The organism is Streptomyces sp. P6-2-1 (assembly GCF_050613165.1).
Classification (GTDB): domain Bacteria; phylum Actinomycetota; class Actinomycetes; order Streptomycetales; family Streptomycetaceae; genus Streptomyces.
Window position 1 is genome coordinate 2279585 of record NZ_CP192513.1, and the last position, 25945, is coordinate 2305529.

A 25945-nucleotide genomic window follows, 5' to 3' on the forward strand; every position below is an offset into this window, starting at 1 on the left:
CCGCCCGCCCCTCCGGCCGGTGCCGGTGCGCCTCTCACGGTACAGGGAGGCGGTACGGGGCCGACCCGGCACCGTACGGCAGCAGGGGCGCCCTGGGCAAAAGCGCGTGTCCCGGACCGGAGGGCACGGGGCCCGGCGCCTACGTTGGTGCGGTGGAGCAACCGAGTACGCGCAGGCCGCCCGACAGGCCGTCCCCCCGTCCCCCCGCCGACCGCCCCGTCCGCCGCCCGCTGCCCCCGCAGGGCGCGCAGGGAGGCGCGGGCCGTCCCCGTCCGCAGCGCCGTCCCCGTACGGGCCAGGGCGCGACCCGTACGGCCTCGGGCGCGACCCGTACCCCGTCGCGCGTGCCAGGGCCCCGGCTCACCGGGCTCGGTACCGGGCTCTTCGCCGCTGCCGCGATGCTGCTCGCCTCCGGCCTCGCGCTCGCCGCCGGCTCGTCCGTGCTCCTGTACGGGCTGCTCTTCCTGCCCGTGAGCGTGCTCGCCGCGCTGTGGGTGCGGCCCGCCGACCTCCTCGCGGCACCCGTCGCCGCGCCCATCGCCTTCGCCGTGGGCCTCGCACCGCTCGCCGAGAGCGAGGGCGGGCTCGCGGGGCACGCGGTGGGTGTCGTGACAGCGCTCGCGCTCCACGCGGGGTGGCTGTACGGGGGGACGGCGGCGGCGGTGGCCCTCGTGGGGTGGCGGAAGGTGCGGATGGCGCGCAGGCGCGCCGCCGCGGTACGGGGGAAGGGGCGGACGCCGAGGTAGGTGCCGCCCGGCCGGCCCCGTAGCGTCCGCCCGGCGGCTCCGTGGCGTCCGCCCCTCGGCCCCGTACCGCCGCCCGTCAGCCCCGTTCCGCCATCCGTCAGCCCCGTTCCGCCGCCCGCATCGCCGCTCCCACGATCCCCGCGTTGTTCTGGAGCTGGGCGGGGACCAGGTCGGCGCGGATGCCGTGAATGTGCGGGAGGAACTTCTCGGACTTGCGGCTCACCCCGCCGCCGATGACGAGGAGTTCGGGCGAGAAGAGCATCTCGACGTGGGCGAGGTACTTCTCGACCCGCTTCGCCCAGTGCGGGTAGCTCATGTCGTGGTCGTCCTTGACCTTCGACGAGGCCCGCTTCTCGGCGTCGTGCCCGTCCAGCTCCAGGTGTCCCAGCTCCGTGTTCGGCACGAGCACGCCGTTCGTGAAGAGCCCGGAGCCGATGCCGGTGCCGAAGGTCAGCACGATGACCGTGCCCGTGCGGCCCTTGCCCGCGCCGAAACGCATCTCGGCGAGGCCCGCCGCGTCCGCGTCGTTGAGCGCGGTGACCGGGCAGGCGGCGCCGAGGCGGTCGCCGAGAAGGCCCTCGATGTGCGTGCCGATCCAGCTCTTGTCCACGTTCGCCGCGGTACGCACCGTGCCGTCCGTGATCACGCCGGGGAAGGTGACCCCGACCGGGCCCTGCCAGCCGAAGTGGTCCACGACCTCCTTCACCTTCTCCGCGACGCCCTCGGGGGTCGCCGGGTGCGGGGTGAGGACCTTGTGGCGCGGCTGCGCCAGGTCGCCGAGGTCCAGGTCCACGGGCGCGCCCTTGATGCCGGAGCCGCCGATGTCCACGCCGAAGATCTGCATGGGCACCACCGTACGACGGACCCCCCGCGCCTGACCCGCGTTACGCGGCGGCCGGGGGGTCCTGTTGACGGGACGTCAATCCCGGGGGCCTCGGTCCGGACCCGTACGCCCGGACCCGTACGCCCGGACACATACGCCCGGACCCGGACGGAGCGCTCAGCCCGCCGTCCGCGCTCCGGCGGCCAGTGCGGCGGCCTCCGCGCGCAGGTCGCGGCGCAGCTCCTTCGGCAGCGAGAAGGTGATCGACTCCTCCGCGGCCTTGACGATCTCGACATCCGCGTACCCGCGCTCGGCGAGGTGCGCGAGGACGCCGTCGACGAGGACCTCGGGGACCGAGGCGCCGGAGGTCACGCCGACCGTCTCGACGCCGTCGAACCAGGAGGCGTCGATCTCGGCGGCCTCGTCCACGAGGTGCGCGTCGCGCGCGCCCGCGCCCTTGGCGACCTCGACGAGGCGGACCGAGTTCGACGAGTTCTTCGAGCCGACGACGATGACGAGGTCGGCCTCGGCACCCATCTGCTTGACGGCCGTCTGGCGGTTCTGCGTCGCGTAGCAGATGTCGTCGCTGGGCGGCGAGACGAGCCCGGGGAACTTGGTCTTGAGCGCGTCGACGGTCTCCATCGTCTCGTCGACGGAGAGGGTCGTCTGCGAGAGCCACACGACCTTCTTCTCGTCGCGGACCTCGACGTTGGCGACGTCGTCGGGGCCGTCGACGAGCGTGATGTGCTCGGGGGCCTCGCCGGAGGTGCCGATGACCTCCTCGTGCCCCTCGTGGCCGATGAGGAGGATGTCGTAGTCCTCGTTCGCGTACCGCACGGCCTCGCGGTGCACCTTGGTGACGAGCGGGCAGGTCGCGTCGATCGTGGCGAGGTTCCGCGCGGCGGCCTCCTCGTGCACGGTCGGGGCGACGCCGTGCGCCGAGAACATGACGATGGAGCCCTCGGGGACCTCGTCGGTCTGCTCGACGAAGATCGCGCCCTTCTTCTCCAGGGTCTTCACGACGTACTTGTTGTGGACGATCTCGTGGCGGACGTAGACCGGGGCACCGTACTGCTCCAGGGCCTTCTCCACGGCGATCACGGCACGGTCCACGCCGGCGCAGTAGCCGCGCGGAGCGGCGAGCAGCACGCGTTTGCCTGCGCGCGGCGCCGCCTGCGTTCCGGGGGTCCGGTCGGGCGTCGGGCTGGGCGTAGCAGTCATGCCGCCCATCGTACGGCCGTGTCGGGCGGGACCACGGGGCGCACCTCGCACAGACTGGCGGGTACGCGACCGGAGCGTGCGCTCCGCGGCGTACGCAGGTGACGTGGACGGCCGGGCGAGGCAGGAGGAGCACGGGTGAGCGACGAGCGCGCGAGGCACGAGGGACAGGACCCGTCCGAGGGGGCGAGCCCGGTGGTCGATCCGGGGGCGCCGCCCCCTGTGGCGGGCTCGGGGCGCCTCCACCGTGAGCTGGGATTCCGCGACCTCGTCGTGTACGGGCTCCTCTTCATCGCCCCGATGGCCCCGGTCGGCATCTACGGCACGCTCGACGCGAGGTCGCACGGCGCGGTCGCGCTCGTCTACGTCGTCGCGACGGTCGCGATGGCCTTCACGGCGTACAGCTACTCCCTCATGGTGCGGGTCGTGCCGCACGCGGGGTCCGTCTTCGCCTACGCGCGCGCCGGGCTCGGGCGGCAGGCGGGGTTCGTCGCGGGGTGGATGGTGATGCTCGACTACCTCCTCATCCCCGCCGTCGCGTACCTCTTCTCTGGCATCGCGATGAACTCGCTCGTGCCCGACGTCTCGCGCTGGGTGTGGACGGCGGCGGCCGTCGTCATCACGACGGCGCTCAACCTGTGGGGCGTACGGGCGGCGGCGCGGGTCGGCTTCGCCGTGCTCGCGATGGAGATCGTGGTGCTGCTCGTCTTCTGCGTCTCGGCACTCGTGATCCTCGTACGGGACGGGGCGACGCGGGACTGGTGGTCGCCGTTCACGGGGGACACGAGCACGTTCGCGGTCTCGGCGGTCGTCGGCGCGGTGTCGGTCGCTGTGCTCTCGTACCTCGGCTTCGACGCGATCGCCACGTTCGCCGAGGAGACGACGGGCGGCTCGGCGAAGGTGGCGCGGGCGCTGCTGTTCTGCCTCGCGCTCGCGGGGGTGCTCTTCATCCTCCAGACGTACCTGGTGGCGCTCCTCGAACCGGTCTCGTCCGCGCACCTCGCCTCGCACCCGGAGGAGCAGGGCTCGGCCTTCTACGACGCGGTGGACGCCGGGGTCGGGGGCTGGCTGCACGACCTCGTCGCGGTGAGCAAGGCGATCGGGGCGGCGTTCGCCGCGCTCGCGGGGCAGGCCGCTGCGGGGAGGCTGCTCTTCGCGATGGGCCGCGACCGGCGTCTGCCGCGCGTCCTGGCCCGTACGTGGGACGGCGTCCCCCGAGTGGCGCTGCTCGTCTCCGCCGTCATCACGTGCGCGGCTGCCCTGTGGGCGGCGAATCGCGATACGGGCCTGGACGACCTCAGCTCGGTCGTGAACGTGGGCGCCCTGAGCGCCTTCACGCTGCTGCACGCGAGCGTGGTCGGCTGGTTCGCGGTCCAGCGGGGCGGCGGGAGGCCGAACTGGTGGCGGCACGTGCTGATTCCGGTGGTGGGGGCGGCGATCACGGTGGCGGTGATCGTGGAGGCGACGCACTCGGCGCAGGTGGTGGGGGCGATCTGGCTGGCCGCCGGGCTGGTGGTGCTGGTGACGCAGTGGCGGGTGCCGCGGTAGGGAGGTTTCCCCGGCGCGGGTGTTCTGGGGCTCCGCCCCAGACCCCGCTCCTCGAACTCCCCCAGCCTTCGGCCGGGAGGTGCCCCCGGAGGGGCTGGATTGATCGCTCGGCGTGTCAGTGACGGCCGTTAGGCTCGTGGCATGCCTGTGCAGACCACGCCCGAATCCGCCCTTCCCGTCCGGGAGGTCTCGCGGCTCATCGGGGACTGGGTCTCGCGGCTGGGTGAGGTGTGGGTCGAGGGGCAGCTGACGCAGATCTCGCGACGCCCGGGTGCCCGCGTCGTCTTCCTCACCTTCCGCGACTCCTCCCACGACGTCTCGATCTCGCTCACGTGCTTCCGGCCCGTCTTCGACGCCGTCGCCGATGTCGTCACGGAGGGCTCGCGGATCGTCGTACGGGCGAAGCCGGAGTGGTACCAGGGGCGCGGCTCGCTCTCGCTGCGCGCCGCCGAGATCCGTCCCGTCGGCATCGGTGAGCTGCTCGTCAAGCTGGAACGGCTCAAGAGGGAGCTGACCGCGGAGGGACTGTTCGCCGCGGACCGCAAGCGGCCCCTGCCCTTCCTGCCGCGCCGCGTCGGCCTCGTCACGGGCCGGGCGTCGGCGGCCGAGCGGGACGTCCTGGAGAACGCGCGGAACCGCTGGCCCGCCGTCCTCTTCGAGGTGAGGAACGTGGCGGTCCAGGGGGTCCACGCGGTCCCGCAGGTCGTCGGGGCCGTCAGGGAACTCGACGCCATCGCCGACGTCGACGTCATCGTGGTCGCGCGCGGCGGCGGCAGCGTGGAGGACCTGCTGCCCTTCTCGGACGCCGAGCTGATCCGTACGGTCGCGGCCTGCCGCACCCCCGTCGTCTCGGCCATCGGCCACGAGCCGGACACGCCGCTCCTCGACCTCGTCGCCGACCTGCGCGCGTCGACGCCGACCGACGCCGCCAAGCGTGTCGTGCCCGATGTCGGCGAGGAACTGGAGCGGGTGCGGCAGACGCGCGACCGGGCACGGCACGCGATCCGCGCGCTCGTCGACCGCGAGGCGCACGGCCTGGAGCAGGCGCTCACGCACTCGGCGCTGCGCGACCCGTACCGGCTCGTGGCCGGGCGCGACGAGGAGATCGGCGCCGAGATCGGCCGCGCGCGCCGCACGGTGGGCCATCTGCTCGACCGGGCCGACTCCGATCTCGCCCACACTCTCGCGCGCGTCGTCGCCCTCTCCCCGGCGGCGACGCTGCGGCGCGGGTACGCGGTGCTCCAGCGCGCGGACGGCGCCGTGGTGCGCACGCCCGACGAGGTGGCCGAGGACGAGGAGCTGCGGGCGCGGGTCGCCGAGGGCGCATTCACGGTACGGCGCACGGAGCGCCGCACGGACGAGGAGGAAGGGTGAACGACATGGGTGCGACGAAGACCGCCGAGGGCCCCGCGCTCGGGTACGAGGAGGCGCGGGCCGAGCTGGTGGACGTCGTGCGGCGGCTCGAATCGGGCGGCGCGACGCTGGAGGAGTCGCTCGCGCTGTGGGAGCGCGGCGAGGAACTGGCCCGCGTCTGCCGTACGTGGCTGGAGGGCGCGCGGGCCCGGCTCGACGCGGCGCTCGCCGAGCGCGAGGACGAGGGGGACGGCGAGACGGCGGGGGCGGACGCGGACACGGACACGGACGAGGAGGACTGAGGGGGCGGAGGGACGGAGGGGGGCGTACGAGGCCCACGGGGCGGGGCGTACGGGCCGGGCAGGGCGTACGCGGCGGGACCACGGCTACGGGCAGGGCGCACGCGGCGGGACCACAGGCACGGCTACGGCTACGGCTACGGCTACGGCTACGGGCACGGCTACGGCAGAATCCGCTCGTGCTCACCTCGTCCCCGCGTCCCGCGACGCCCGCCGACGTCCCCGCCTTCCTCGCGCTCGCCGCCGAGGTCGAGCACTGGTTCGGGCCGATGACCGGCGAAGCCGGGTTCCACGCGGCCCTGCGCTCCCACATCGCCGAGGGGGCCGCGCTGCTCGTGGAGGACACCGACGGGCCGCTCGGCGGCATCCTGCTCGGGCCCGGGGACGCGGGCGGGCCGCATCACGTGCACTGGCTCGTCGTGGCCGCCCGCGCGCGGGGCGCGGGGGTGGGGCGGGCGCTCATGGCGGAGGCGCTGCGCGGGTTCGGGGCGGGGAGCGTCGAGGTCGTGACCTTCGGGGCCGACCATCCGGGGGCCGAGGAGAGCGGCGCCCGCGCCTTCTACCTGCGGCTCGGCTTCGTCCCGGCCGAGGGGGCGGAACCGGGGCCCGAGGGCGGCTCACGGCAGGTCTTCCGGAGGGACTGAGCGGAACGGGGGGCACGCGAGACGGGGCGCTCGGAACGGGGGCGCGCGAGACCCGCCGGCGGGCGGACCCGGCCGCCGCGCGCGACCGGCGCTGTTAGGCGGATCACGTCGCTCCGGTTTTGGTTGAACTTTCAACGTCGGGCGACGTAGCGTGGGAGGCGTTCAGGCCCCACCGGGGCTCCTTCCCTTTTTCGAGGTACCACCGCATGTCGCTCGTTCTCGACGCAGCCACCCAGGACCTCCTCTTCCGCGAGGCCCGCACGGCGAACACCTTCACCGACGAGCCGGTGACCGACGAGCAGATCCAGGCCATCTACGACCTGGTCAAGTTCGGCCCCACCGCGTTCAACCAGTCGCCGCTGCGCATCACCCTGGTCCGCTCCCCCGAGGCCCGCGAGCGCCTCGTGCCGCTCATGGCCGAGGGCAACCAGGCGAAGACCGCGTCGGCGCCGCTCGTCGCGATCCTGTCGACGGACAACGAGTTCCACGCCGAGCTGCCCAAGCTCGTCCCGCACGCCCCCGGCATCGCCGAGACCTTCTTCTCGGCCCGCGCCGTCCGCGAGCAGGTCGCCCCGATCAACGCGACCCTCCAGGCCGGTTACTTCATCGTCGGCATCCGCGCCGCCGGGCTCGCCGCGGGGCCGATGACCGGCTTCGACTTCCCCGGCGTCCAGAAGGAGTTCCTGGACGACGACCACACCCCGCTGATGATCATCAACATCGGCAAGCCGGGCCCCGACGCCGCGCCGTTCCCGCGCCTGCCGCGTCTGGCCTTCGACGAGGTCGTCACCATCGTCTGAGCGGTGCGCCCGGCGACGGGCGGAATACGACGAGCCCCGGGAACAAGGGCGTTCCCGGGGCTTTGCGCTGGGCGCGCGCCCGCGATCCTCCGCACGCGGGGGGCCGCAGCCGGCCGTACGCGCCGTGACGGGGTGTGCGGGGCGTACGGGATATGCGGGGCATGCGGGGCGCGGGGCGCGACTCAGGCGCCGCGCGGGCTCGGCGACGCGGACGCGGCGGCCGGGTCGGGGGTGCGCAGGGCGGCGGCGAAGGCCCTGAGCTGCGCGAGGCCGGCCGACCCCGTCACGACCGTCGTCGACTTGCCCTCGCGGAGGACGAGCGCGTCGTAGCGGTCGCCCTTGTACGGCTGCCAGTCGCGGCCGTTGATACGCGTCGCCGCACCCGACTCGCGGGCCTCCTGCGTCACGTTCTCGATGAACTCGGCCGGGTCCTTCGTGGACTGCTCGACCGCCACGTACTTCTCGTGCGGGTCGAGGTACCCGAGGTGCCAGGCGTCGCCGTCCTGCGCGCGATACCTGACCGAGGTCGGCTTCCACGTCTTCGGCAGGCCCTCGGGTGCCGCCACCGGGTAGGAGGCCGCGCGCTGCGCCGTCGCCAGCTCGACGCGGTAGTCGACCCGCTTGACCGGGTCCTTGGAATCGTCGTGCGGGACGAAGATCCAGATACCGGCCGCTATGGCGACGATCACGCCGAGCGACAGGATCATGTCCCGAACCGTCTGCTTGCCCCTCTTGCCTGCCACGCGCCCATCGTCCCAGACCCGCCCGGGTCCCCGTGCGCCGGGCCCCGCGCGGGCACGCGCGGCGGCCCCGTACCCGCCCTCGCGCGTGGCACCCGGACGCTCATCCGTGGGGCCCACTGCTCATTTTGTCGTACTGGCGGATAAAATTGATCGCAACCCTCGATTCCGGTCCCCGCCCACCGCCCCGTCCCCTCGGGCGCTCGCGCGGGACCGCCGCTCGCATCAGGAAGGTGCAGCCCCGATGAGCTCTGAGCACCCCGAACACCACCTGCCGGCCCCCCTCGACGTATCGCCGGAGGCCCCGGACCGCAACCTGGCACTCGAACTCGTCCGGGTCACCGAGGCCGCGGCCATGTCCGCCGGGCGCTGGGTGGGGCGCGGCGAGAAGAACGGCGCGGACGGTGCCGCCGTGCGGGCGATGCGTTCGCTGGTCTCGACGGTCTCCATGAGCGGTGTCGTGGTGATCGGCGAGGGCGAGAAGGACGAGGCGCCGATGCTCTTCAACGGGGAGCGGATCGGCGACGGGACCGGGCCCGAGTGCGATATCGCGGTCGACCCGATCGACGGCACGACCCTGTGTGCGAAGGGCATGCCGAACGCGATCGCCGTGCTCGCCGCCGCCGACCGGGGCACGATGTTCGACCCCTCGGCCGTCTTCTACATGGACAAGCTCGTGACGGGCCCCGAGGCCGCCGACTTCGTCGACATCAACGCGCCCGTCGCGGTGAACATCCGCCGGGTGGCCAAGGCGAAGAACTCGACGCCCGAGGACGTCACCGTCGTCGTGCTCGACCGGCCGAGGCACGAGGGCATCGTGCGCGAGATCCGCGAGACGGGCGCCCGGATCAAGTTCATCTCGGACGGCGACGTGGCCGGTTCGGTCATGGCGGTACGGGAGGGCACGGGCGTCGACCTGCTCATGGGCATCGGCGGCACCCCCGAGGGCATCATCAGCGCCTGCGCGATCAAGTGCCTCGGCGGCGTGATCCAGGGCAAGCTGTGGCCGAAGGACGACGCCGAGCGGCAGCGCGCCGTCGACGCGGGCCACGACCTCGACCGCGTCCTGTCCACGGACGACCTCGTCTCGGGCGAGAACGTCTTCTTCGTCGCGACCGGCATCACGGACGGCGAACTCCTGCGCGGCGTCCGCTACCGCGCCGAGACGGCGACGACGCAGTCCCTCGTGATGCGCTCGAAGTCGGGCACGATCCGGCAGATCGACTCGACGCACCGGCTCTCGAAGCTGCGCGCGTACGCGAGCGTGGACTTCGACCGGGCCAACTGACGCCCCGTAGAGGGCAGTCGGGACGACGGTGGGGGGTACGGGGACTCAGGGCACCCCGCACCCCCCACCGGCCTGAGGACCCGGGCCCCCCGCCTCGGGCCCGGGCCCCTCGCCTCGCGGCCCGGGCCGCCCGCCTCGGGCCCGGGCCGCGGGTCTGGAGAGCTAGGCCCGTGCCGGGGCGGGCTCCCCCTCCGCCCGGGGGCGGCTCAGCGGGAGGTCGCGGGTGCGGCCGATCGGCGAGAAGTACAGGATCAGCGCGGCGAGCGGTACACCCGCGGTCGTGACCGCGAGCGCCGCGCGCGGGCCGAGCACGCTGCCGAGGGTGCCGCCGAGCAGGGCGCCGAGCGGGATCGTCCCGTACGCGAGGAAGGCCGCGCTCGCCGCGAGGCGGCCGCGCAGCTCCGGCGGGCAGTAGCGCTGCCGGAAGCCCGAGGCGACGACGTTGCCCGCCACCACCCCCGCAGTGACACAGAAACCGCCCGCGACGAAGAGCACGAGCCCGACCCCGCCGAAGGCCAGCGGCATGAGCAACGCCGGTACGGCGAAGCCCAGTTCGAAGAGCAGGAGCGCACGGGCCGTGCCGATCCTGTCGGCCGCCCGGCGGGCGAGGAAGGCCCCGGCGACGCCACCCACGCTCGTGGCCGCGACGAGGCCCCCGACCCCGCCGGGGTCCACGCCGACTCCCCGGACCAGGAAGACGACCTGGATCGACTGGTAGCCCATGAGGGCGAGGTTGGAGGCGGCGCCGAACAGCGTGAGCGGGCGCAGCCAGGGATCGTGGGCCACCAGGCGCAGCCCGTCGGCGACTTCGCCGGCGAGCGAGGTCGTGCGGGCGGTCCTCGCCGTCGCGCGCGGCTCGCGGTGCCGGATGCGCCGCAGACACAGCAGCGAGACCAGGAAGGTCGTGGCGTTCACGTACATCCCGTTGACCGCGCCCGCGAGTTGGGCGATCAGCCCGCCGGTGCCGAGTCCGGCGATCTGTGCGGCGGAGGCGCTGCCCTGGAGCTTGGAGTTGCCCTCGGCCCGGTCGTCGGGGGCGAGGAGGGTGGGGAGGTAGGCGGTGTAGGCGGTCTGGAAGAAGACCGCGGCCGCGCCCGTCAAGAGCGCGACGACCAGCAGGAGTTGGATAGTCAGCCAGCCCGCCCGGGCGGCGAGCGGGACGGCGGCGAAGAGCACGAGCGAGACGGCGGCCGCGATGAGCATGACCGGGCGGCGCGGCAGCCGGTCCACCCAGGCACCGACCGGCAGCCCGATGAGCAGCCAGGGGGCCCAGGAAGCGGCGGTGAGCAGACCGACGGCGAAGGGGCCCGCGTGCAGGATCGCGACGGCGACGAGCGGCATGGACACGCTGGTGACGGACGCGCCGAACTTTCCCGCCGTCTCGCCGCACCACAGCAGCCGGAAGTCCCGGTGCCTGCGCAGGAGTCCGCCCCTGCCGCGCGCCGCGGGGCCCCTGCCGCCCCCTGCGGGCCCCCTGCCGCTCACCGCGGGTCCCTGGGCGCGCGGGGGAAGGACTGGAGCTGTACGACGACCGGCAGGGCCTCCGGATCGGGCTCGACGTCCCCGGCCGGGGTGTGCCGCGCGATGACGGCCATCAACTCTGCGTTCAGTGCCGCGAGTTGCGCCGGGGTCATCCGCATTCCCGCCCAGTCGGAGACCGTACCCGCCGCTCGCCAGGTCTCGCCCCAGTCCTCGGTCACGTAGGCGGACACGCGCTGGAAGTACTGCCGCGTGAGTTCATGCAGGTAGACGGAGAGCGCGCCCCGGCTCTCCGGGTCCTCGCGAAAGTCGGCCGTGCGCAGGTTGTTCGTGACCTCGGCCTGCCGCCACCAGCGCTCGCGTTTCGTTCCGCGCCCGGTCTCCTCCTCGATGAAGCCGTGTTCGGCGAGCTGGCGCAGGTGCCAGCTCACGGTGCCGGTGTTCTCGCCGAGGCGGGCGGCGAGCACGGTGGCGGTGGCGGGTCCGTCGAGACCGAGCGCTTCGAGCAGGCTCATCCGCAAGGGGTGCGCGAGACCGCGCAGGCTGCGGGCGTCGATGCGGCGGGTGGGCTTGGTGGGTGCGGGCGTTTCCGCGGGGTCGGCCATACGGGCAGCGTAGATTACAGAGACCTCTCTGCATAGAGTTCTCTGCATAGAAGTCTCTGCACATGACCCTTCGCAAGCGACACCCGGCAACTAGTGCTTCGTCAAAGGAGGTTGCGGAGCGTCACCCCGTGCGGAAGCGGAAGGCGCCGTCGGGGCCGCCGAGCGAGAGCCACGTGAAGGGCCCTTCGGTCATGACGCGCAGGGCAATCGCCTCGCAGCCGGGACAGCGCGCGGTGAGCCCCGGCTCCGGCCCGTACACGCGCAGCCCCGCGAGCGGCCCCCGCACCCCGCAGTCCGGACAGTGGCGCCAGGCCGTCGTCGGGTCGGCGGCGAGGATCGGGGAGAGGGGTCCCGCAAGGGCGTTGCCGTCGAGGTGTTCGCTGTTCATGGGGTCAACTCCCGCCTCTTGTACGTGTGTTCAGCCGAAGCGTTCGGTGCGGATGCGCTCCGCGGGGTGGCCGGCGAGCAGGAGCAGATCGGCCGCGTACTCGACGAAGCCCGTCGGGCCGCAGACGAAGACGTCGGGGACGCCGGGGGCGAAGGGGCCGTCGGCGCCGGGGAGATCCGCGCTCGCGAGCCGCCCAGCGGGGCGCGGGTCGCCGGGCGGCGCGACCCTGGTGTGCAGGAGCCGTACGGACACGGGCGGGGCGAACGCGGCGAGTTCGGCCCCGTACCAGACCTGTGCGGGGTCGCGTACGGAGTAGACGAGGCGCGCGGGGACGCGTGCCCCCGAAGTGCGGTGGCCGCGGAGCATCGCCATCAGCGGGACGACGCCCGAGCCGCCCGCGAGGAGAAGCAGAGGCGCCGTGGCCCGTTCGGGACGCCACACGAACCAGCCGCCGAGCGGTCCCCGTACCTCGACGTCGGCGCCGACCGGCAGTTCGTCCGCGAGGTACGGGGAGACCTCGCCGCCGTCGACGGGCTGGACGCCGACCTCCAGGTGCGCGCCCTTGCCGGGCGCGGCGAGCGAGTAGCTGCGGGCGGCCCGGTAGCCGTCGTCGGCGGTGAGGCGGATGTCGATGTGCTGGCCCGGCAGATGGCCGGGCCACCCCGGGGCGCGGAGCACGAGGGTGCGCGCGGTGCCGGTCTCGTGGTGGCGGGAGACGAGGGTCGCGCGGGCCCAGCGCTGGTACGGGGAGCCGGAGCGGCGGGCGGCCGAGGGGGCGGGCCCGTCCGTGGGCAGGTCGCCCGGCGGTCCGGCCGACAGGTCGGTCGGGAGGTCGGTCGGAAGATCGGTCGGAAGATCGGTCGGCATGTCAGTCGGCATGTCAGTCGCTCCAGGTGCGCTCTTCGCGCCAGGGGTCGCCGTGGTTGTGGTAACCGGCGTTCTCCCAGAACCCCGGCTCGTCCTCGACCGTGAGGCGGATGTCCTTGAGCCACTTCGCGGACTTCCAGAAGTACAGGCGCGGGACGAGCAGCCGCAGCGGGCCGCCGTGCTCGGGCGAGACGGGGAAGCCGTCGTACTCGTGGACGATCCAGGCGCGGCCGCCGGTGACCTCGGCGAGCGGGATGTTCGTCGTGTAGCCGCCGTGCGACGCGGCGACGACGTACCGGGCGCGCGGCCCCGCGCCGCCCGCCGCTTCGAGCAGGGTGTCGAGGCCGATGCCCCTCCACCGCGTACCGAACTTCGACCACCGCGTCACACAGTGGATGTCGGTGGTCACGTCCTCCTGCGGCAGCGCGAGGAGACCGTCCCAGTCCCAGGTGTGCTGTTCGCCGGTCTCGGAGGTGAGCGTGAAGGTGTACGCCTCGGTGCGCAGGCGCGGGGTCGGCCCGGCGGAGAGGACGGGGAACATCTCCGTCGGGTACTGGCCAGGGGGCAGCCGGTCGGTGAGCTGCCGGGGCTTTCCGTGGAAGCCGGGGGAGAGTGCGTTCACCCTTCCAGGCTCGTACGGGTGGCGGGGGGCGCAACTCGGGGCGGGGGGGGGCGGGCCTCGCGGGGCGGTCGGGGGCGGGCCTCGCGGGGCGGGCCTCGCGGGGGTGAGGCAGCAGGGTGGGGCGGGGGCTCGGCGGCGGGACTTGGCGGGGGCGGTTCGGGCGTGTCGGGGGGTCGGACGTATCACCCGCTCCGGGTCGGTACGGGCGCGGGCCGGGTCGGTACCGCATCCCGGCCTTCGACCCGTAGCGGACAGCCCGCGTCGCCGCTCGGCGGGAAGGGTCGCGGGACGGGCCCGACGGCGGGCGCTGTCGTCGGGCGGGTCGGTGCCGGGCGTTCGGTGCCGGGCGTCCCGCGCGGACGTACCGTGCCGGACGTACCGCCGTCAGCGGGCGGTCGCGACCTGGCGGCGTCGACGGCGGGCGAGGAGGACGCGGCGCTCGGCCGCCGTGAGACCGCCCCAGACCCCGTACGGTTCCGGCTGGACCAGCGCGTGCTCGCGGCACTCGACCCGTACCGGACAACCGGCGCAGACGCGCTTGGCGGCGTCCTCGCGGGAGAGGCGCGCGGCGGTGGGCTCCTTGGAGGGGGCGAAGAAGAGGCCCGCCTCGTCGCGGCGGCAGACGGCCTCGGCGTGCCAGGGGGTGTCCTTGTCGCGGGGTGGGGTGCTCGTATCGCGCTGGCGCTCCGGCTCGGGGGACCGCTGCTGGGGGATGGCGCTGATCGGGAGGGACTGACGCGGCGAGTACAGCACGGTCTACTCCTGACGACGGCTAACGGCTTCGCGAGCGAGCGACGAGCGATGGAGCAAGCTCTACCCGCTGTGCGCGCGCCTATGCACTGCGTGGGGGCACGGCGTCGGGAGGGGAGGGGGTGGGGCGGCGTACGGGGCACGGAGCGAGGGGGTGCCCAGCGAGTGAGTGAGTACTCACTCTTCCGCAGAAGGTGACTCTTCGTGTGGTCTCGCCTGTGGATAACCGTGGATTTCGGCGTCGAAACGGAAAACGTCTCACTCGTTCAGGTGAGGAGCGTGACGAGTTCCGGGAAGTTGTCCACAGATTCGGGCGGAGAGGGCGAAAGGGGGGTGGTGGAGGCGCGCGGGTGCGAAAGACTTGTTGTGGGGCGCCCCCCTGGGAGGGCGGGGGCTGTCTTGAGGCAGGTCTGTCTTGAGGCGGGGCCGACATGAGGCAGGGCCCGCTTGAGACAGGGCCCGCTTGAGACAGGGCCCGCTTGAGACAGGGCCGTCCTGAAACGGAGCCGACATGAGGCCGGGAGCCCTCCTGAGGCGAGGGGCCGACATGAGGCGCGGCCCCATAGAGCCCCCCCCCCCCCGCACTGCCCCTGCGCCCCGCGCCCCCGTCACCCGACGGCCCGTCACCCGTCACCCGACGGCCCCGTCACCCCCACCCGACGCCACCCTCACCCTCACCCGACGCCCCGGTCACCCGACGGCCCCGTCACCCCCACCCGACGCCTCCGTCACCCGATGGACCCGTCACCTTCACCCGCCCCCGACCACCCGATCCCCCCCCCCCGACACCCCCGACGCCCCCGCCCCCTCACCCCAACCGCTTCCGCAAGTGTCGTGAGAGTTCCCGGATCAGCTTGCCCCGCTTCGGCACCGCCTCCACGCTGCCCAGGACCGCGAAGCCCTCGACGTGGACGGACGGGGCCTCGGGGTCGACGGCCTGGAGGCCGTCGACCTTGAACTCGCCGAGTACTCCGCTGCCGCCGCCCACCAGCGTCACGTTCTCCGGGACGCGGATCTCGACGCTGCCCAGGACCGAGAAGGCGCGGATCGTGACGTGCCGGTGCTCGAAGATCGCCTGGCTCAGGTCGATCTCGACGCTCCCGAGGATCGCGTACGCGCGGATACGGGCCGCCGGGCGCCACTGGCCCCGGCGCACGGCCTCCGAGAAGACCGCGTACAGGTTGTCCTCCGGACCGGCCTGCGGGGGCGGCGCCTGCGCGGGCGCGGCCTGCGGAATCGTCGCGCCGGGGTGCGGGAGGTCGGCGACGAGGGGTTCGAGCGCCGCGTGCGTACGCGAGGCGTAGACCGCCTCCACCCGCTCCGCGTGCTCCTCGGCGGTCAGGCGGCCCTCAGCGAGCGCCTCGCGGAGGATCGCCGCGTAGTGGTCGCGATCGGCGTCCGAGGCACGCAGGGCGGGACCGCCTCCCGCACCGTCCCCGGCGGTCGTCGTGGGGCGCTGGGCGGTCTGGGGGCGCTTGTCGAGGTCCACGGCCGCAGAGTACCGAAACGCGATAGATCGCGACACCCCACGCGACAGCCCCTTTCCAGCCCTTCCACGCGCGACGCTCCTCCTCCCCCCGTCGCCCCCGGCCTCTCCCCGGCCCCCGGCCTCCCCGGCTCCCGGCCCCTCCCCCCGTCGCCACCCCGCCGACGCCCCGGCCCCCGGCCCCTCCCCCGCCCCCGGCCCCTCCCCCGCTCCCGAGCCCGGCCCGCCTCCCGTTCGCGGCCCGGTCCCACCTCCCTCCCGCCCCTCCCCTCCCCTCCCCCGCTACTGAGCCCTACCTCACAGCCGCCCCCCACGCCCGAGGTTCTAACCTGAATGGCGCTGCCGAGTCAGGCAGACCCCGGCCGTCCGCGGTCCGGGGGACCCACACGAGGAAGCGTCACGATGCCGGAGTTCGCGTACACCGATCTGCTGCCCACCGGAGAGGACACCACGCCGTACCGGCTGGTGACCTCGGAGGGGGTTTCCACCTTCCAGGCGGACGGGCGGACCTTCCTCAAGGTCGATCCTGAGGCGCTGCGCACGCTCGCTGCCGAGGCGATCCACGACATCCAGCACTACCTGCGCCCCGCCCACCTCGCCCAGCTCCGCCGCATCGTCGACGACCCCGAGGCCAGCTCGAACGACAAGTTCGTCGCCCTCGACCTGCTCAAGAACGCGAACATCGCCGCCGCGGGTGTCCTGCCCATGTGCCAGGACACCGGCACCGCGATCGTCATGGGCAAGCGGGGCCAGCAGGTGCTCACCTCGGGCGAGGACGAGAAGGCCCTCGCGCACGGCATCTACGACGCCTACACGAAGCTCAACCTGCGGTACTCGCAGATGGCCCCGCTGACCATGTGGGAGGAGAAGAACACCGGCTCCAACCTCCCCGCGCAGATCGAGCTGTACGCGACCGACGGCGGCGCCTACAAGTTCCTCTTCATGGCCAAGGGCGGCGGCAGCGCCAACAAGTCCTTCCTCTACCAGGAGACGAAGGCCGTCCTCAACGAGTCCTCCATGATGAAGTTCCTGGAGCAGAAGATCCGCTCCCTCGGCACGGCCGCCTGCCCGCCGTACCACCTCGCGATCGTCGTCGGCGGTACGAGCGCGGAGTTCGCGCTCAAGACCGCGAAGTACGCGTCCGCGCACTACCTCGACGAGCTGCCCGAGGAGGGCTCCCCGCTCGGGCACGGCTTCCGGGACAAGGAGCTGGAGGAGAAGGTCTTCGAGCTGACGCAGAAGATCGGCATCGGCGCGCAGTTCGGCGGCAAGTACTTCTGCCACGACGTACGGGTCGTGCGCCTGCCCCGGCACGGCGCCTCCTGCCCCGTCGCCATCGCCGTCTCCTGCTCCGCCGACCGCCAGGCCGTCGCGAAGATCACCGCGGAGGGCGTCTTCCTGGAGCAGCTGGAGACCGACCCGGCCCGCTTCCTGCCGGACACGACCGACGAGCACCTCTCCGAGTCCGGGGAGGGCACCGACGAGGTCGTACGCGTCGACCTCAACCAGCCGATGGACGACATCCTCGCCGAGCTGACCAAGTACCCCGTCAAGACCCGTCTCTCGCTGAACGGTCCGCTCGTCGTGGCGCGCGACATCGCCCACGCGAAGATCAAGGAGCGCCTGGACGCGGGCGAGGGCATCCCGCAGTACCTCAAGGACCACCCGGTCTACTACGCGGGCCCCGCCAAGACCCCCGAGGGCTACGCCTCCGGCTCCTTCGGCCCGACGACCGCAGGGCGCATGGACTCCTACGTCGAGCAGTTCCAGGCGGCGGGCGGCTCCAAGGTCATGCTCGCCAAGGGCAACCGCTCGCAGCAGGTCACCGACGCCTGCGCCACGCACGGCGGCTTCTACCTCGGTTCCATCGGCGGCCCGGCCGCGCGCCTCGCGCAGGACTGCATCAAGAAGGTCGAGGTCGTCGAGTACGAGGAGCTGGGCATGGAGGCCGTCTGGCGCATCGAGGTCGAGGACTTCCCCGCCTTCATCGTCGTCGACGACAAGGGCAACGACTTCTTCACCGAGCCGGCCCCCGCGCCGACCTTCACGAGCATCCCGGTCCGCGGCCCGGGCCTCGGCTGAGCGAAGGGCGGGCGGTACGGGCACGGGGGCGCCCCGGCCCCTACCGCCCGCCCCCGGCCTCGCACCGCCCGCCCGGCCCAGCACCGCACCGCCCGCCCGGCCCAGCACCGCACCGCCCGAACACCCGCCCCGGCCCCGCACTGCGCTCCGCCCCCCAGCACCGCACCGCCGTACACCCGCCCCAGCCCCGCACCGCCCTACGCCCGCCCCACCGAACGCCCCCCGTTCCCCGCCCCCCGGAATATCCGCCCCCGCCCCGCCGCTCCCTCCATAGAGCCCCCGCGCACCACCCCCGCGCGGGTCCCCGATGGAGAGGAGCGCCGTTCCATGTCCGAAAGGTCCGCGAGGTCAGCGACCCCCGAGCACCCCGAGCACCCCGAGTCCGCCGCGCCCGAGTTCCGTACCGAGCACGACTCGATGGGCGAGGTCCAGGTGCCCGCGCACGCGAAGTACCGGGCCCAGACCCAGCGCGCCGTCGAGAACTTCCCGATCTCGGGCCAGCACCTGGAGCGCGCGCACATCCGCGCCCTCGCGCAGATCAAGGCCGCCGCCGCCAAGGTCAACGCCGAGCTGGGGGTGCTCGACGCGGAGCGGGCCGAGGCGATCCGCGCGGCCGCCGACGAAGTGGCGGACGGCGCGTGGGACGCGCACTTCCCCGTCGACGTCTTCCAGACCGGCTCGGGCACCTCTTCGAACATGAATGCGAACGAGGTCATCGCCACGCTCGCGACCGAGCGCCTCGGCGCCGACGTGCACCCGAACGACCACGTCAACGCCTCGCAGTCGTCCAACGACGTCTTCCCCTCCTCGATCCACATCGCGGCGACCGCCGCCGTCACGCACGACCTCGTGCCCGCGCTCGACCACCTCGCCGCGGCCCTGAGCCGCAAGAGCGAGGAGTTCGCCGCCGTCGTGAAGTCGGGCCGCACCCACCTCATGGACGCCACGCCCGTCACGCTCGGCCAGGAGTTCGGCGGCTACGCGGCGCAGGTGCGGTACGGGATCGAGCGGCTGCGCGCCTCGCTGCCCCGGCTCGCCGAACTGCCGCTCGGCGGTACGGCGGTCGGTACGGGGATCAACACGCCGCCCGGCTTCTCGGCCGCCGTCATCGCCGAGGTCGCCCGGGTCACCGGGCTTCCGCTCACCGAGGCGCGCGACCACTTCGAGGCGCAGGGCGCGCGGGACGGGCTCGTCGAGACGTCCGGGCAGCTCCGTACGGTCGCCGGCTCGCTCACGAAGATCGCCAACGACCTGCGGTGGATGTCCTCGGGGCCGCGTACGGGCCTCGCGGAGATCAATCTGCCCGACCTCCAGCCCGGTTCCTCGATCATGCCGGGGAAGGTCAACCCGGTCCTGCCCGAAGCCGTGCTCCAGGTCGCCGTGCAGGTCGTCGGCAACGACGCGACCGTGGGCGCGGCGGGCGCCGCGGGGAACTTCGAGCTGAACGTCATGCTCCCGGTCATCGCGAAGAACCTCCTGGAGTCGGTGCGGCTGCTCGCCAACGTCGCGCGGCTCCTCGCCGACCGCACGATCGACGGGATCACCGCGAACGTGGAGCGGGCGCGCGAGTACGCGGAGTCCTCGCCGTCCGTCGTGACGCCGCTCAACAAGTACCTCGGGTACGAGGAGGCGGCGAAGGTCGCGAAGAAGTCGCTCGCCGAGCGGAAGACGATCCGCGAGGTCGTGATCGAGTCCGGGTACGTGGAGCGGGGCGAGCTGACGGTCGAGCAGCTGGACGCGGCGCTCGACGTACTGCGGATGACGCGGCCGTGACCCTGCCGCAGGGCGGGGGGCGGGGGGTCGTGGGGCACGGGCGTAAAATCCGCGCATGCCCCACGAAACCGCCGCCCCCCGCTGGTCCCCAGGGACCCCCATCCTCTGGCGCTACCGCGCCAACGGGACCCGTGGCGACGAGGGCATCCACATCTGCCGCCCCATGACGGTCGTCGAGGACACCGGGGACCGGCTCGTGGCCTGGCTGGCGCCGGGCACGGAGTGCGTGCGGCCCGTCTTCGCCGATGGGACCCCGGTGCACGCCGAACCCCTCGCGAGCCGGTACACGCGCCCCCGTACCACCGGGCGTGAGCCCTGGTGGGGGAACGGCGTGCTCAAGCTCGCTCGTGCCGGTGAACCGTGGTCCGTGTGGCTGTGGTGGGACGAGGAGTGGAACTTCAGGAGCTGGTACGTGAACCTGGAGCAGCCGCTGCGCCGCCACCCGGCGGGCGTGGACTCCGTGGATCATTTCCTCGACATCGACGTCCAGCCGGACCGCTCCTGGTCCTGGCGGGACGAGGACGAGTTCGCGCAGGCGTGCGCGGACGGGCTGATGAGCGCGGAGACGGCCGCGGGGGTGAGGGAGGCGGGGCGCGCGGCCGTCGCGCTCATCGAGTCCTGGGGCGCCCCGTTCGGCGAGCCGTGGGACGAGTGGCGCCCCGAACCCTCCTGGCCCGTGCCGCGGCTGCCCGCCGACTGGGACCGGCTTCCCGCCGAGCTGACGGCATGAGGCCACCAGGCCGGACGCATGAGACTCTTGCCGCCCCCCGGAGGGGCAAACGTAGGATCTAGCTCCGCGAGACGGCCCGATGTGGGGGCGCAACCACCGTGGCGTGCACGGAGGTTGACGGAGAGTCAACGAGGGGCGGACAGTACGTGAGCGTGGGGTACGAGGGATACGGGGCCGGGACACCGGACCGCACGGGGCAGGCGGCGGCCTTCGACGCGATCGGCCGGCGCTACGACGAGGCGTTCCCGCACAAGGAGGGCCAGCTCGCGGCCGGTGAGTGGCTCGCGAAGGAGCTGCCCGCGGGGGCGCGGGTCCTGGACGTGGGCAGCGGTACGGGGCTGCCGACCGCCAGGGGTCTCGTCGAGGCCGGGTTCGACGTCACCGGGGTCGATCTGTCGCCCGGGATGGTCGAGCTGGCCACGACGCACGTGCCGGGGGCGCGGTTCCTGCACCGGGATCTCGCCTCGCTGCGCGCCGAAGGACCCGAAGGGCTCGGCCACTTCGACGGCATCACGTGCTTCTTCACGCTGCTGATGCTGCCGCGCCCGGAGATCCCGCACGCCCTGCGTTCGCTGCACACTCTTCTCAAGCCCGGCGGGCTGCTCGCGCTCTCGATGGTCGAGGCCGATCTCGACGACGCGGCGATCCCCTTCCTCGGGCACGAGATCCGGGTATCGGGCTACCTCCGCGAGGAGTTGCGCCGTACCGTGCGGGATGCCGGGTTCGAGATCGCCGGCGAGGACTCGTACTCGTACGCCCCCGCCAGCACCGACACCCCTCCCGAGTTCCAGCTCTTCCTGAACTGCCGGCGCGTCTGAGCGCGGGCCGCTCAGCCGGACGGACGGATTCGACACGCGTGACCGAGCAACCCACCCCCCACTCGCAGCCGCCGGGCGGCCTGCTGCACGCCGCGCCCGGCGCGGCGGGGCAGGCCGTGCCGCAGGTCCCCGCCGCGCACGCGGCGCCGGCCGGCCAGGAGCGCGAGCGCGCCGAGGGCGGTGGCCACGCCCGGGACTCCAGGAGCGGGGCTCCCACCGCCGCCGAGCCCGCGCGGCCGCGCGCCGAGGCCGTCCCCGCGCCCGCGGGCGGCACCTCGGCACCGCGCGCCTTCAACGAGGAGACCTCCGCGCACCCGAGCGAACAGGAGCGCGAACGCGCCGAGGGCGAGCGGCTGCGTTTCGTGGGCGCGGCGACCCGGCGCATCGCGCGCGGGATCGATCTCGACGAGATCGTCATGGGCCTGTGCCGGGCGAGCGTGCCCGTCTTCGCCGACGCGATCCTCGTCTACCTGCGCGACCCGCTCCCCGTCGGCGACGAGCGCCCCACGGGGCCGCTCGTGCTGCGCCTGCGCCGCACCGACCGCATCCCCGACCCGCACATGCTCACCGGGCAGTACACGCTCTCGGGAGCGCTCCTGCCCGCGACGCCGCTGCCGGACGGCTCGGTGCGCGGGGCGCAGACGTGCGAGGTCGAGCCGGGCGGCGCGCTCGCCGAGGTGCTGCGCGGGGTCAGGCCGCTCTTCGGCGGCTCGAAGGCGGCGCGGGCCGCGCTGCCCGAGCTGCTCGGCGCCGACGCCGTACCGCCGCTCGAAGGGGTCGACGGGCGGCGCGCGATCCTCGCCCCGCTGCGCGGGCGCCGCCGCGTGATCGGCGCCGCGGTCTTCCTGCGCGCCCCCGAGCGCGTGCCCTTCGCGCCCGACGACCTCCTCGTGGCGGCCCAGCTCGCGACGCACTCGGCGCTCGGCGTCGACAAGGCGGTGCTGTACGGGCGCGAGGCGTACATCGCCGACGAGTTGCAGCGCATGATGCTCCCCGAGACGCTGCCCAACGCGACCGGGGTGCGGCTCGCGAGCCGCTATCTGCCCGCCGCGGAGACCGCGCGCGTCGGCGGGGACTGGTACGACGCGATCCCGCTGCCCGGCTCGCGCGTCGCGCTCGTCGTGGGCGATGTCATGGGCCACTCGATGACGTCGGCGGCGATCATGGGCCAGCTGCGGACCACCGCACAGACCCTGGCCGGGCTCGACCTGCCGCCGACCGAGGTCCTGCACCACCTCGACGAGCAGGCGCAGCGGCTCGGCAGCGACCGCATGGCGACGTGCGTGTACGTCGTCTACGACCCCGTCTCGCACCGCATCACGGTCGCCAACGCGGGGCACCCGCCGCCCCTCCTGCTCCACATGGACGGGCGCGCCGAGGTGCTGAGCGTGCCGCCCGGGGCGCCGATCGGGGTCGGCGGCGTGGACTTCGAGGCCGTCGAGCTGGACGCGCCGTCGGGGGCGACGCTGCTGCTCTACACGGACGGGCTCGTGGAGTCGCGCCTGCGGGACGTGTGGACGGGGATCGAGCAGCTCACCGAGAAGCTGGTCGAGACCGCGCGGCTCACGGGCGCCGACCACGCGCCGCCGCTGGAGGCGCTGTGCGACTCGGTGCTCGACGTGCTCGGGCCGAGCGACCGCGACGACGACATCGCGCTGCTCGCGGCGCGCTTCGAGGGGATCGCGCCGGAGGACGTCGCGTTCTGGTTCCTCGACGCCGAGCCGCGTGCCGTCTCGCGCGCCCGGCGGCTGGCGACCGAGGCGCTGGAGCGGTGGGGGCTCGAGCGCCACATCGACACGGTGCAGCTCCTGGTGAGCGAGGTCGTGACGAACGCGATCAGGTACGCGACGCGGCCGGTCACGCTGCGGCTGCTGCGGACGGACGTGCTGCGGGTGGAGGTCGGGGACGACGTGCCGCAGCTGCCCAGGGTGCGCAACGCGCGGACGACGGACGAGGGCGGACGCGGGCTCTTCCTGGTGAAGCGGCTCGCGCGGCGGTGGGACGCGACGCGGCTGGGGAACGGGAAGGTCGTGTGGTTCGAGCTGGACGCCTAGACGCAGGTGCGGGCGTACGAACAGGCGCAGGCGTACGGACAGGCGCAGGCGTACGGACAGGCGCAGGCGTACGGACAGGCGTGGGCGCAGGCGTACGTGCGGGGTGACGTGGGGCGGGTTTGCGTACGGGTGGTGCCCCCGGTCCGGATCTGGTCCGTGGCCGGGGGCACTCCCGCGCTCAGAAGCCGGTGTCGTCCGGCCGCTGGCCCTGCTGGCCCTGGTCGGGCAGGGGCGGGAAGGAGGGGTCGGTCTGCCCCGGGTCGCCGGGGTCCGGCGTGTGCGTGGGGAGGTCGCCGCCGCCCGTGTCCGTCGGGTCGGGGTCCGGGATCGTCGGGTCCGGGCTCGGGGACTCGGTGGTCGGGTCCGGGCTCGGTTCCCCGGTGGCCGAGGTGGACGGGCTCGGGGTGTCCGAGGGCGTCGGTGTGTCCGAGGGCGTGGGGTCGGCGGTCGGGGTCGTGGCCGCGCCCATGTCGGTGTCGAGGTCGAACTTCTCGGGCGCGCCCATGACGGCGAAGGAGTAGTCGGCCCAGATCTGCGCGGGGAAGCCGCCGCCGTTGACGCGGCCACCGCCGGCCGCGCCGCTCAGCGAGACCTGCGCGCCCTTCTTGTACTTCGTGCCGTCGGCCGTCGTCCCCGGCTTGGCCGCCTCGCCGAAGACGCCGACCGAGGTGACGAGGTCCGGGGTGAAGCCGGTGAACCACGCCGACTTGTTGTCGTCGGACGTACCGGTCTTGCCCGCGACCGGCTGGACGCTGTTGCGCACCGCGCTGCCGGTGCCGTCGTCGACGACGCCGGTGAGGACCGAGGTGACCGAGTCGGCGGTCTGGCGGCTCACGACCTGGTCGCCGATCGCGCTCGGCAGCTTGACGTCTCCGCCGCCGTACGTGACGGACTTGAGGATCTGCGGGGTGACCTTGCGGCCGTGGTGGTCGAGCGTCGCGTACACGCCGGCCATCTGGAGGGGGCTCGCGCCCATCGAGCCGAGGGTCTGCGCGGGCACGGCCTCCTCGTGCGTGACGTCCATGCCGAGCTTCCCCGCGGTCTTCATGACCTCGTCCATGCCGACGTCGACGCCCATCTGCGCGAAGACGGAGTTCACGGACTTGTTCATCGCGGTCTGGACGTTGATCGGCCCGTAGCTGACGCCGTCCTCGTTGGGCGGCGCGAAGGCGACGTCGCTGCCCCGCACGGGGCGCTTGCTCGTGCCGTCGTAGATCGTCGACGCCGTGATGGGCTTGCCGTCCTGCGTCGTCGCGCCGTTCTCCAGGGCCGCGGCCAGGATGAGCGGCTTGAACGTGGAGGCGACCTGGTAGTCGGTGCGGGTCGCGTTGTCGGTGTAGTGGTCGGGCCAGCCCGCGCCGCCGTAGAGCGCGAGGACCTTGCCGTTCTTCGGGTCGACGGAGGCGGCGCCCGCCTGGACGTTCGCGTCGACGGTGCGGTTCTTGGGGTCGAGCTTCGACGTCAGCTGGTTCTTGACCGACTTCTCCAGGCGGGCCTGCTTCTTCGGGTCGACGGTGAGCGTGACGGTGTAGCCGCCCGCGGCGACCTTGGCCCGCGCGTCGTCGAGCGAGAGGTCCTCGTTCCTGGCGACGGTGCGTATCAGCTCGTTCTCGGCCTCCTTCTGGAGGTAGCCCTTCTGCCCGGTGAGCCCGGCGTCGCGCTGTTCCTTGTGCGGCACGGGGAACGTGAGCTTCGCGCGCGCGGAGGCGCCGAGCCAGTGCTGGTCGACCATGTTGTCGAGCACGTAGTTCCAGCGCTTCGTGACGAGGGTCTTGCCCGTGGGGGTCGCGACGGCCCAGTCGTACTGGCTGGGCGCCTGGAGGAGCGCGGCGAGGTACGCGCCCTGGGCGACGTTCAGGTCCTCGGCGTCGACGCCGTAGTACGCCTGCGCCGCCGCCTGGATGCCGTAGGCGCCGCGCCCGTAGTAGCTCGTGTTGATGTACCCGGCGAGGATGTCGTCCTTGGAGTACTTCTGGTCGACCTTGAGCGAGATCACCAGTTCCTTGAGCTTGCGGCTCACGGTCTGGTCGGCGGTGAGGTAGTAGTTCTTCACGTACTGCTGGGTGATCGTCGAGCCGCCCTGCTTGCCCTTGCCCGTGACGGTGTTGAGCAGGCCGCGCGCGGTGCCCTTGAGGTCGACGCCCTTGTCCTTGTAGAAGCTCTTGTTCTCAGCGGCGACGAAGGTGTGCTGGACGGCCTTCGGGACGCGGTCGAGGCTCACGATCTCGCGGTTGCGCTCGCCGGTGCGGGCGAGGACGGTGCCGTCCTTGAACTTGTAGACGTTCGACTGCTGGGTCGCGTCGGGGTTGCCTTCGGGGACGTCGACGTACAGGTAGAGGCCGACGAACCCGGCTATGCCGAGCAGGCACAGGCCGAAGAAGGTGCCGAGCAGCTTCTTCCAGGTGAACAGGCGGCGCACACGCCCGCGCGAGTCGCCGCCCCCGCGACGTGCCCGCCTTTCGTCCGCTCGCCCCATGTCGACGGCCGCTCCTTCTCAGTGGCTCGGTGGCTCGGTGGCCACACGTGCTGCGTGGCTCGTGCTCGGTGACTCGATGACTCAGCTCAGTGGCTCAGTGGTGTGCGGCGTGGTCAGCGCCGGCTCCTGCCGTCACCCGATCAGCTCTGAAAGCTAACACCGCGCTCTTGGACAAACAGCTCCCGATCCTGTCTTTTCCGGACGTGACAATCAGCACCGTCCCGTACTGAAACCGACTCCGCGGAGGTGTGGATGGTTGCCACCCGGGGTAATCTGATATCACTTTGACAGCACAGCGGCGACGGTGCGGGAGCCCCCGAGGCCCCCGTGCGCGGGCGCACCGTCCCAGGTCAGGG

Annotated in this window: 23 protein-coding genes; 12 read left to right on the forward strand and 11 right to left on the reverse strand. The window is 73.2% G+C overall.

The features are described 5' to 3' along the window. Positions 1-152 precede the first annotated feature (152 nt). A complete protein-coding gene (locus tag ACQYWQ_RS09800) occupies positions 153-746 on the forward strand; it encodes a DUF6542 domain-containing protein (RefSeq protein WP_431033830.1) in 594 nt (197 codons plus the stop codon). A gap of 97 nt (positions 747-843) precedes the next feature. Here the strand turns inward: ACQYWQ_RS09800 and ppgK are convergent, their stop codons facing one another. Further along, positions 844-1590, reverse strand: coding sequence for a polyphosphate--glucose phosphotransferase (gene ppgK / locus ACQYWQ_RS09805; RefSeq protein WP_431033832.1), 747 nt, complete (start codon positions 1588-1590; stop codon positions 844-846). Positions 1591-1746: 156 nt separating this feature from the next. Next, positions 1747-2799 (reverse strand): 4-hydroxy-3-methylbut-2-enyl diphosphate reductase, encoded by a 1053-nt coding sequence (locus ACQYWQ_RS09810; protein WP_431033834.1) that lies wholly within the window; start codon positions 2797-2799, stop codon positions 1747-1749. 126 nt (positions 2800-2925) lie between these two features. Here ACQYWQ_RS09810 and ACQYWQ_RS09815 point away from each other — a divergent pair, with 126 nt between their 5' ends. The 5 genes from ACQYWQ_RS09815 to ACQYWQ_RS09835 all read left to right on the forward strand — a co-directional run bounded on the left by ACQYWQ_RS09815 (position 2926) and on the right by ACQYWQ_RS09835 (position 7431). Next, the gene (locus tag ACQYWQ_RS09815; protein WP_431033835.1) at positions 2926-4335 is read left to right on the forward strand and encodes an APC family permease; all 1410 of its coding nucleotides are present in this window, start codon (positions 2926-2928) and stop codon (positions 4333-4335) included. A gap of 141 nt (positions 4336-4476) precedes the next feature. Further along, on the forward strand, positions 4477-5709 hold the full coding sequence (gene xseA / locus ACQYWQ_RS09820) for an exodeoxyribonuclease VII large subunit (protein ID WP_431033836.1): 1233 nt from the start codon (positions 4477-4479) through the stop codon (positions 5707-5709). A 5-nt stretch (positions 5710-5714) separates the two neighbouring features. After that, positions 5715-5990: an exodeoxyribonuclease VII small subunit gene (locus ACQYWQ_RS09825; RefSeq protein ID WP_431039131.1), complete on the forward strand. Its 276-nt coding sequence runs from the start codon at positions 5715-5717 to the stop codon at positions 5988-5990. Positions 5991-6166: 176 nt separating this feature from the next. Then, entirely contained in the window at positions 6167-6631 is a 465-nt protein-coding gene (locus tag ACQYWQ_RS09830; protein ID WP_431033838.1) for a GNAT family N-acetyltransferase, read from the forward strand. A 206-nt stretch (positions 6632-6837) separates the two neighbouring features. Then, a complete protein-coding gene (locus tag ACQYWQ_RS09835) occupies positions 6838-7431 on the forward strand; it encodes a malonic semialdehyde reductase (protein ID WP_431033841.1) in 594 nt (197 codons plus the stop codon). Positions 7432-7613: 182 nt separating this feature from the next. Here the strand turns inward: ACQYWQ_RS09835 and ACQYWQ_RS09840 are convergent, their stop codons facing one another. Continuing rightward, a complete protein-coding gene (locus tag ACQYWQ_RS09840; RefSeq protein ID WP_431033842.1) occupies positions 7614-8174 on the reverse strand; it encodes a DUF4245 domain-containing protein in 561 nt (186 codons plus the stop codon). A 241-nt stretch (positions 8175-8415) separates the two neighbouring features. Here ACQYWQ_RS09840 and glpX point away from each other — a divergent pair, with 241 nt between their 5' ends. Then, entirely contained in the window at positions 8416-9459 is a 1044-nt protein-coding gene (gene glpX, locus ACQYWQ_RS09845; RefSeq protein ID WP_431033843.1) for a class II fructose-bisphosphatase, read from the forward strand. Positions 9460-9621: 162 nt separating this feature from the next. Here the strand turns inward: glpX and ACQYWQ_RS09850 are convergent, their stop codons facing one another. The 7 genes from ACQYWQ_RS09850 to ACQYWQ_RS09880 form a co-directional block, all read right to left on the reverse strand. Beyond that, entirely contained in the window at positions 9622-10944 is a 1323-nt protein-coding gene (locus tag ACQYWQ_RS09850) for an MFS transporter (protein WP_431033845.1), read from the reverse strand. Then, entirely contained in the window at positions 10941-11543 is a 603-nt protein-coding gene (locus ACQYWQ_RS09855; RefSeq protein WP_431033846.1) for a winged helix-turn-helix domain-containing protein, read from the reverse strand. The genes ACQYWQ_RS09850 and ACQYWQ_RS09855 overlap by 4 nt, the downstream gene beginning before the upstream one ends. Before the next feature lie 121 nt (positions 11544-11664). After that, entirely contained in the window at positions 11665-11931 is a 267-nt protein-coding gene (locus ACQYWQ_RS09860; RefSeq protein WP_431033847.1) for a DUF6510 family protein, read from the reverse strand. A 30-nt stretch (positions 11932-11961) separates the two neighbouring features. Then, positions 11962-12810, reverse strand: coding sequence for an FAD-binding oxidoreductase (locus tag ACQYWQ_RS09865; protein ID WP_431033848.1), 849 nt, complete (start codon positions 12808-12810; stop codon positions 11962-11964). 1 nt (position 12811) lies between these two features. Further along, positions 12812-13420, reverse strand: a complete 609-nt coding sequence (locus ACQYWQ_RS09870) for a molybdopterin-dependent oxidoreductase (protein WP_431033850.1) — start codon at positions 13418-13420, stop codon at positions 12812-12814. 384 nt (positions 13421-13804) lie between these two features. After that, positions 13805-14173, reverse strand: coding sequence for a WhiB family transcriptional regulator (locus ACQYWQ_RS09875; protein ID WP_431033851.1), 369 nt, complete (start codon positions 14171-14173; stop codon positions 13805-13807). A gap of 805 nt (positions 14174-14978) precedes the next feature. After that, positions 14979-15659 (reverse strand): DUF1707 SHOCT-like domain-containing protein, encoded by a 681-nt coding sequence (locus ACQYWQ_RS09880; protein WP_431033853.1) that lies wholly within the window; start codon positions 15657-15659, stop codon positions 14979-14981. Positions 15660-16058: 399 nt separating this feature from the next. Here ACQYWQ_RS09880 and ACQYWQ_RS09885 point away from each other — a divergent pair, with 399 nt between their 5' ends. From ACQYWQ_RS09885 to ACQYWQ_RS09905, 5 genes are all read left to right on the forward strand, one after another. Continuing rightward, positions 16059-17738, forward strand: coding sequence for a fumarate hydratase (locus ACQYWQ_RS09885; protein WP_431033854.1), 1680 nt, complete (start codon positions 16059-16061; stop codon positions 17736-17738). Between the two features lie 327 nt (positions 17739-18065). Continuing rightward, positions 18066-19511 carry a class II fumarate hydratase gene (locus ACQYWQ_RS09890; RefSeq protein ID WP_431033857.1) on the forward strand — a complete coding sequence of 482 codons (1446 nt, stop codon included), beginning with the start codon at positions 18066-18068 and terminating at the stop codon, positions 19509-19511. 55 nt (positions 19512-19566) lie between these two features. Beyond that, on the forward strand, positions 19567-20241 hold the full coding sequence (gene fomD / locus ACQYWQ_RS09895; protein ID WP_431033859.1) for a cytidylyl-2-hydroxypropylphosphonate hydrolase: 675 nt from the start codon (positions 19567-19569) through the stop codon (positions 20239-20241). Between the two features lie 146 nt (positions 20242-20387). Then, positions 20388-21059: a class I SAM-dependent methyltransferase gene (locus tag ACQYWQ_RS09900; RefSeq protein ID WP_431033860.1), complete on the forward strand. Its 672-nt coding sequence runs from the start codon at positions 20388-20390 to the stop codon at positions 21057-21059. A gap of 38 nt (positions 21060-21097) precedes the next feature. Continuing rightward, entirely contained in the window at positions 21098-23113 is a 2016-nt protein-coding gene (locus ACQYWQ_RS09905; protein WP_431033862.1) for a SpoIIE family protein phosphatase, read from the forward strand. 178 nt (positions 23114-23291) lie between these two features. Here the strand turns inward: ACQYWQ_RS09905 and ACQYWQ_RS09910 are convergent, their stop codons facing one another. Next, a complete protein-coding gene (locus tag ACQYWQ_RS09910; protein WP_431033864.1) occupies positions 23292-25589 on the reverse strand; it encodes a transglycosylase domain-containing protein in 2298 nt (765 codons plus the stop codon). Positions 25590-25945 lie beyond the last annotated feature (356 nt).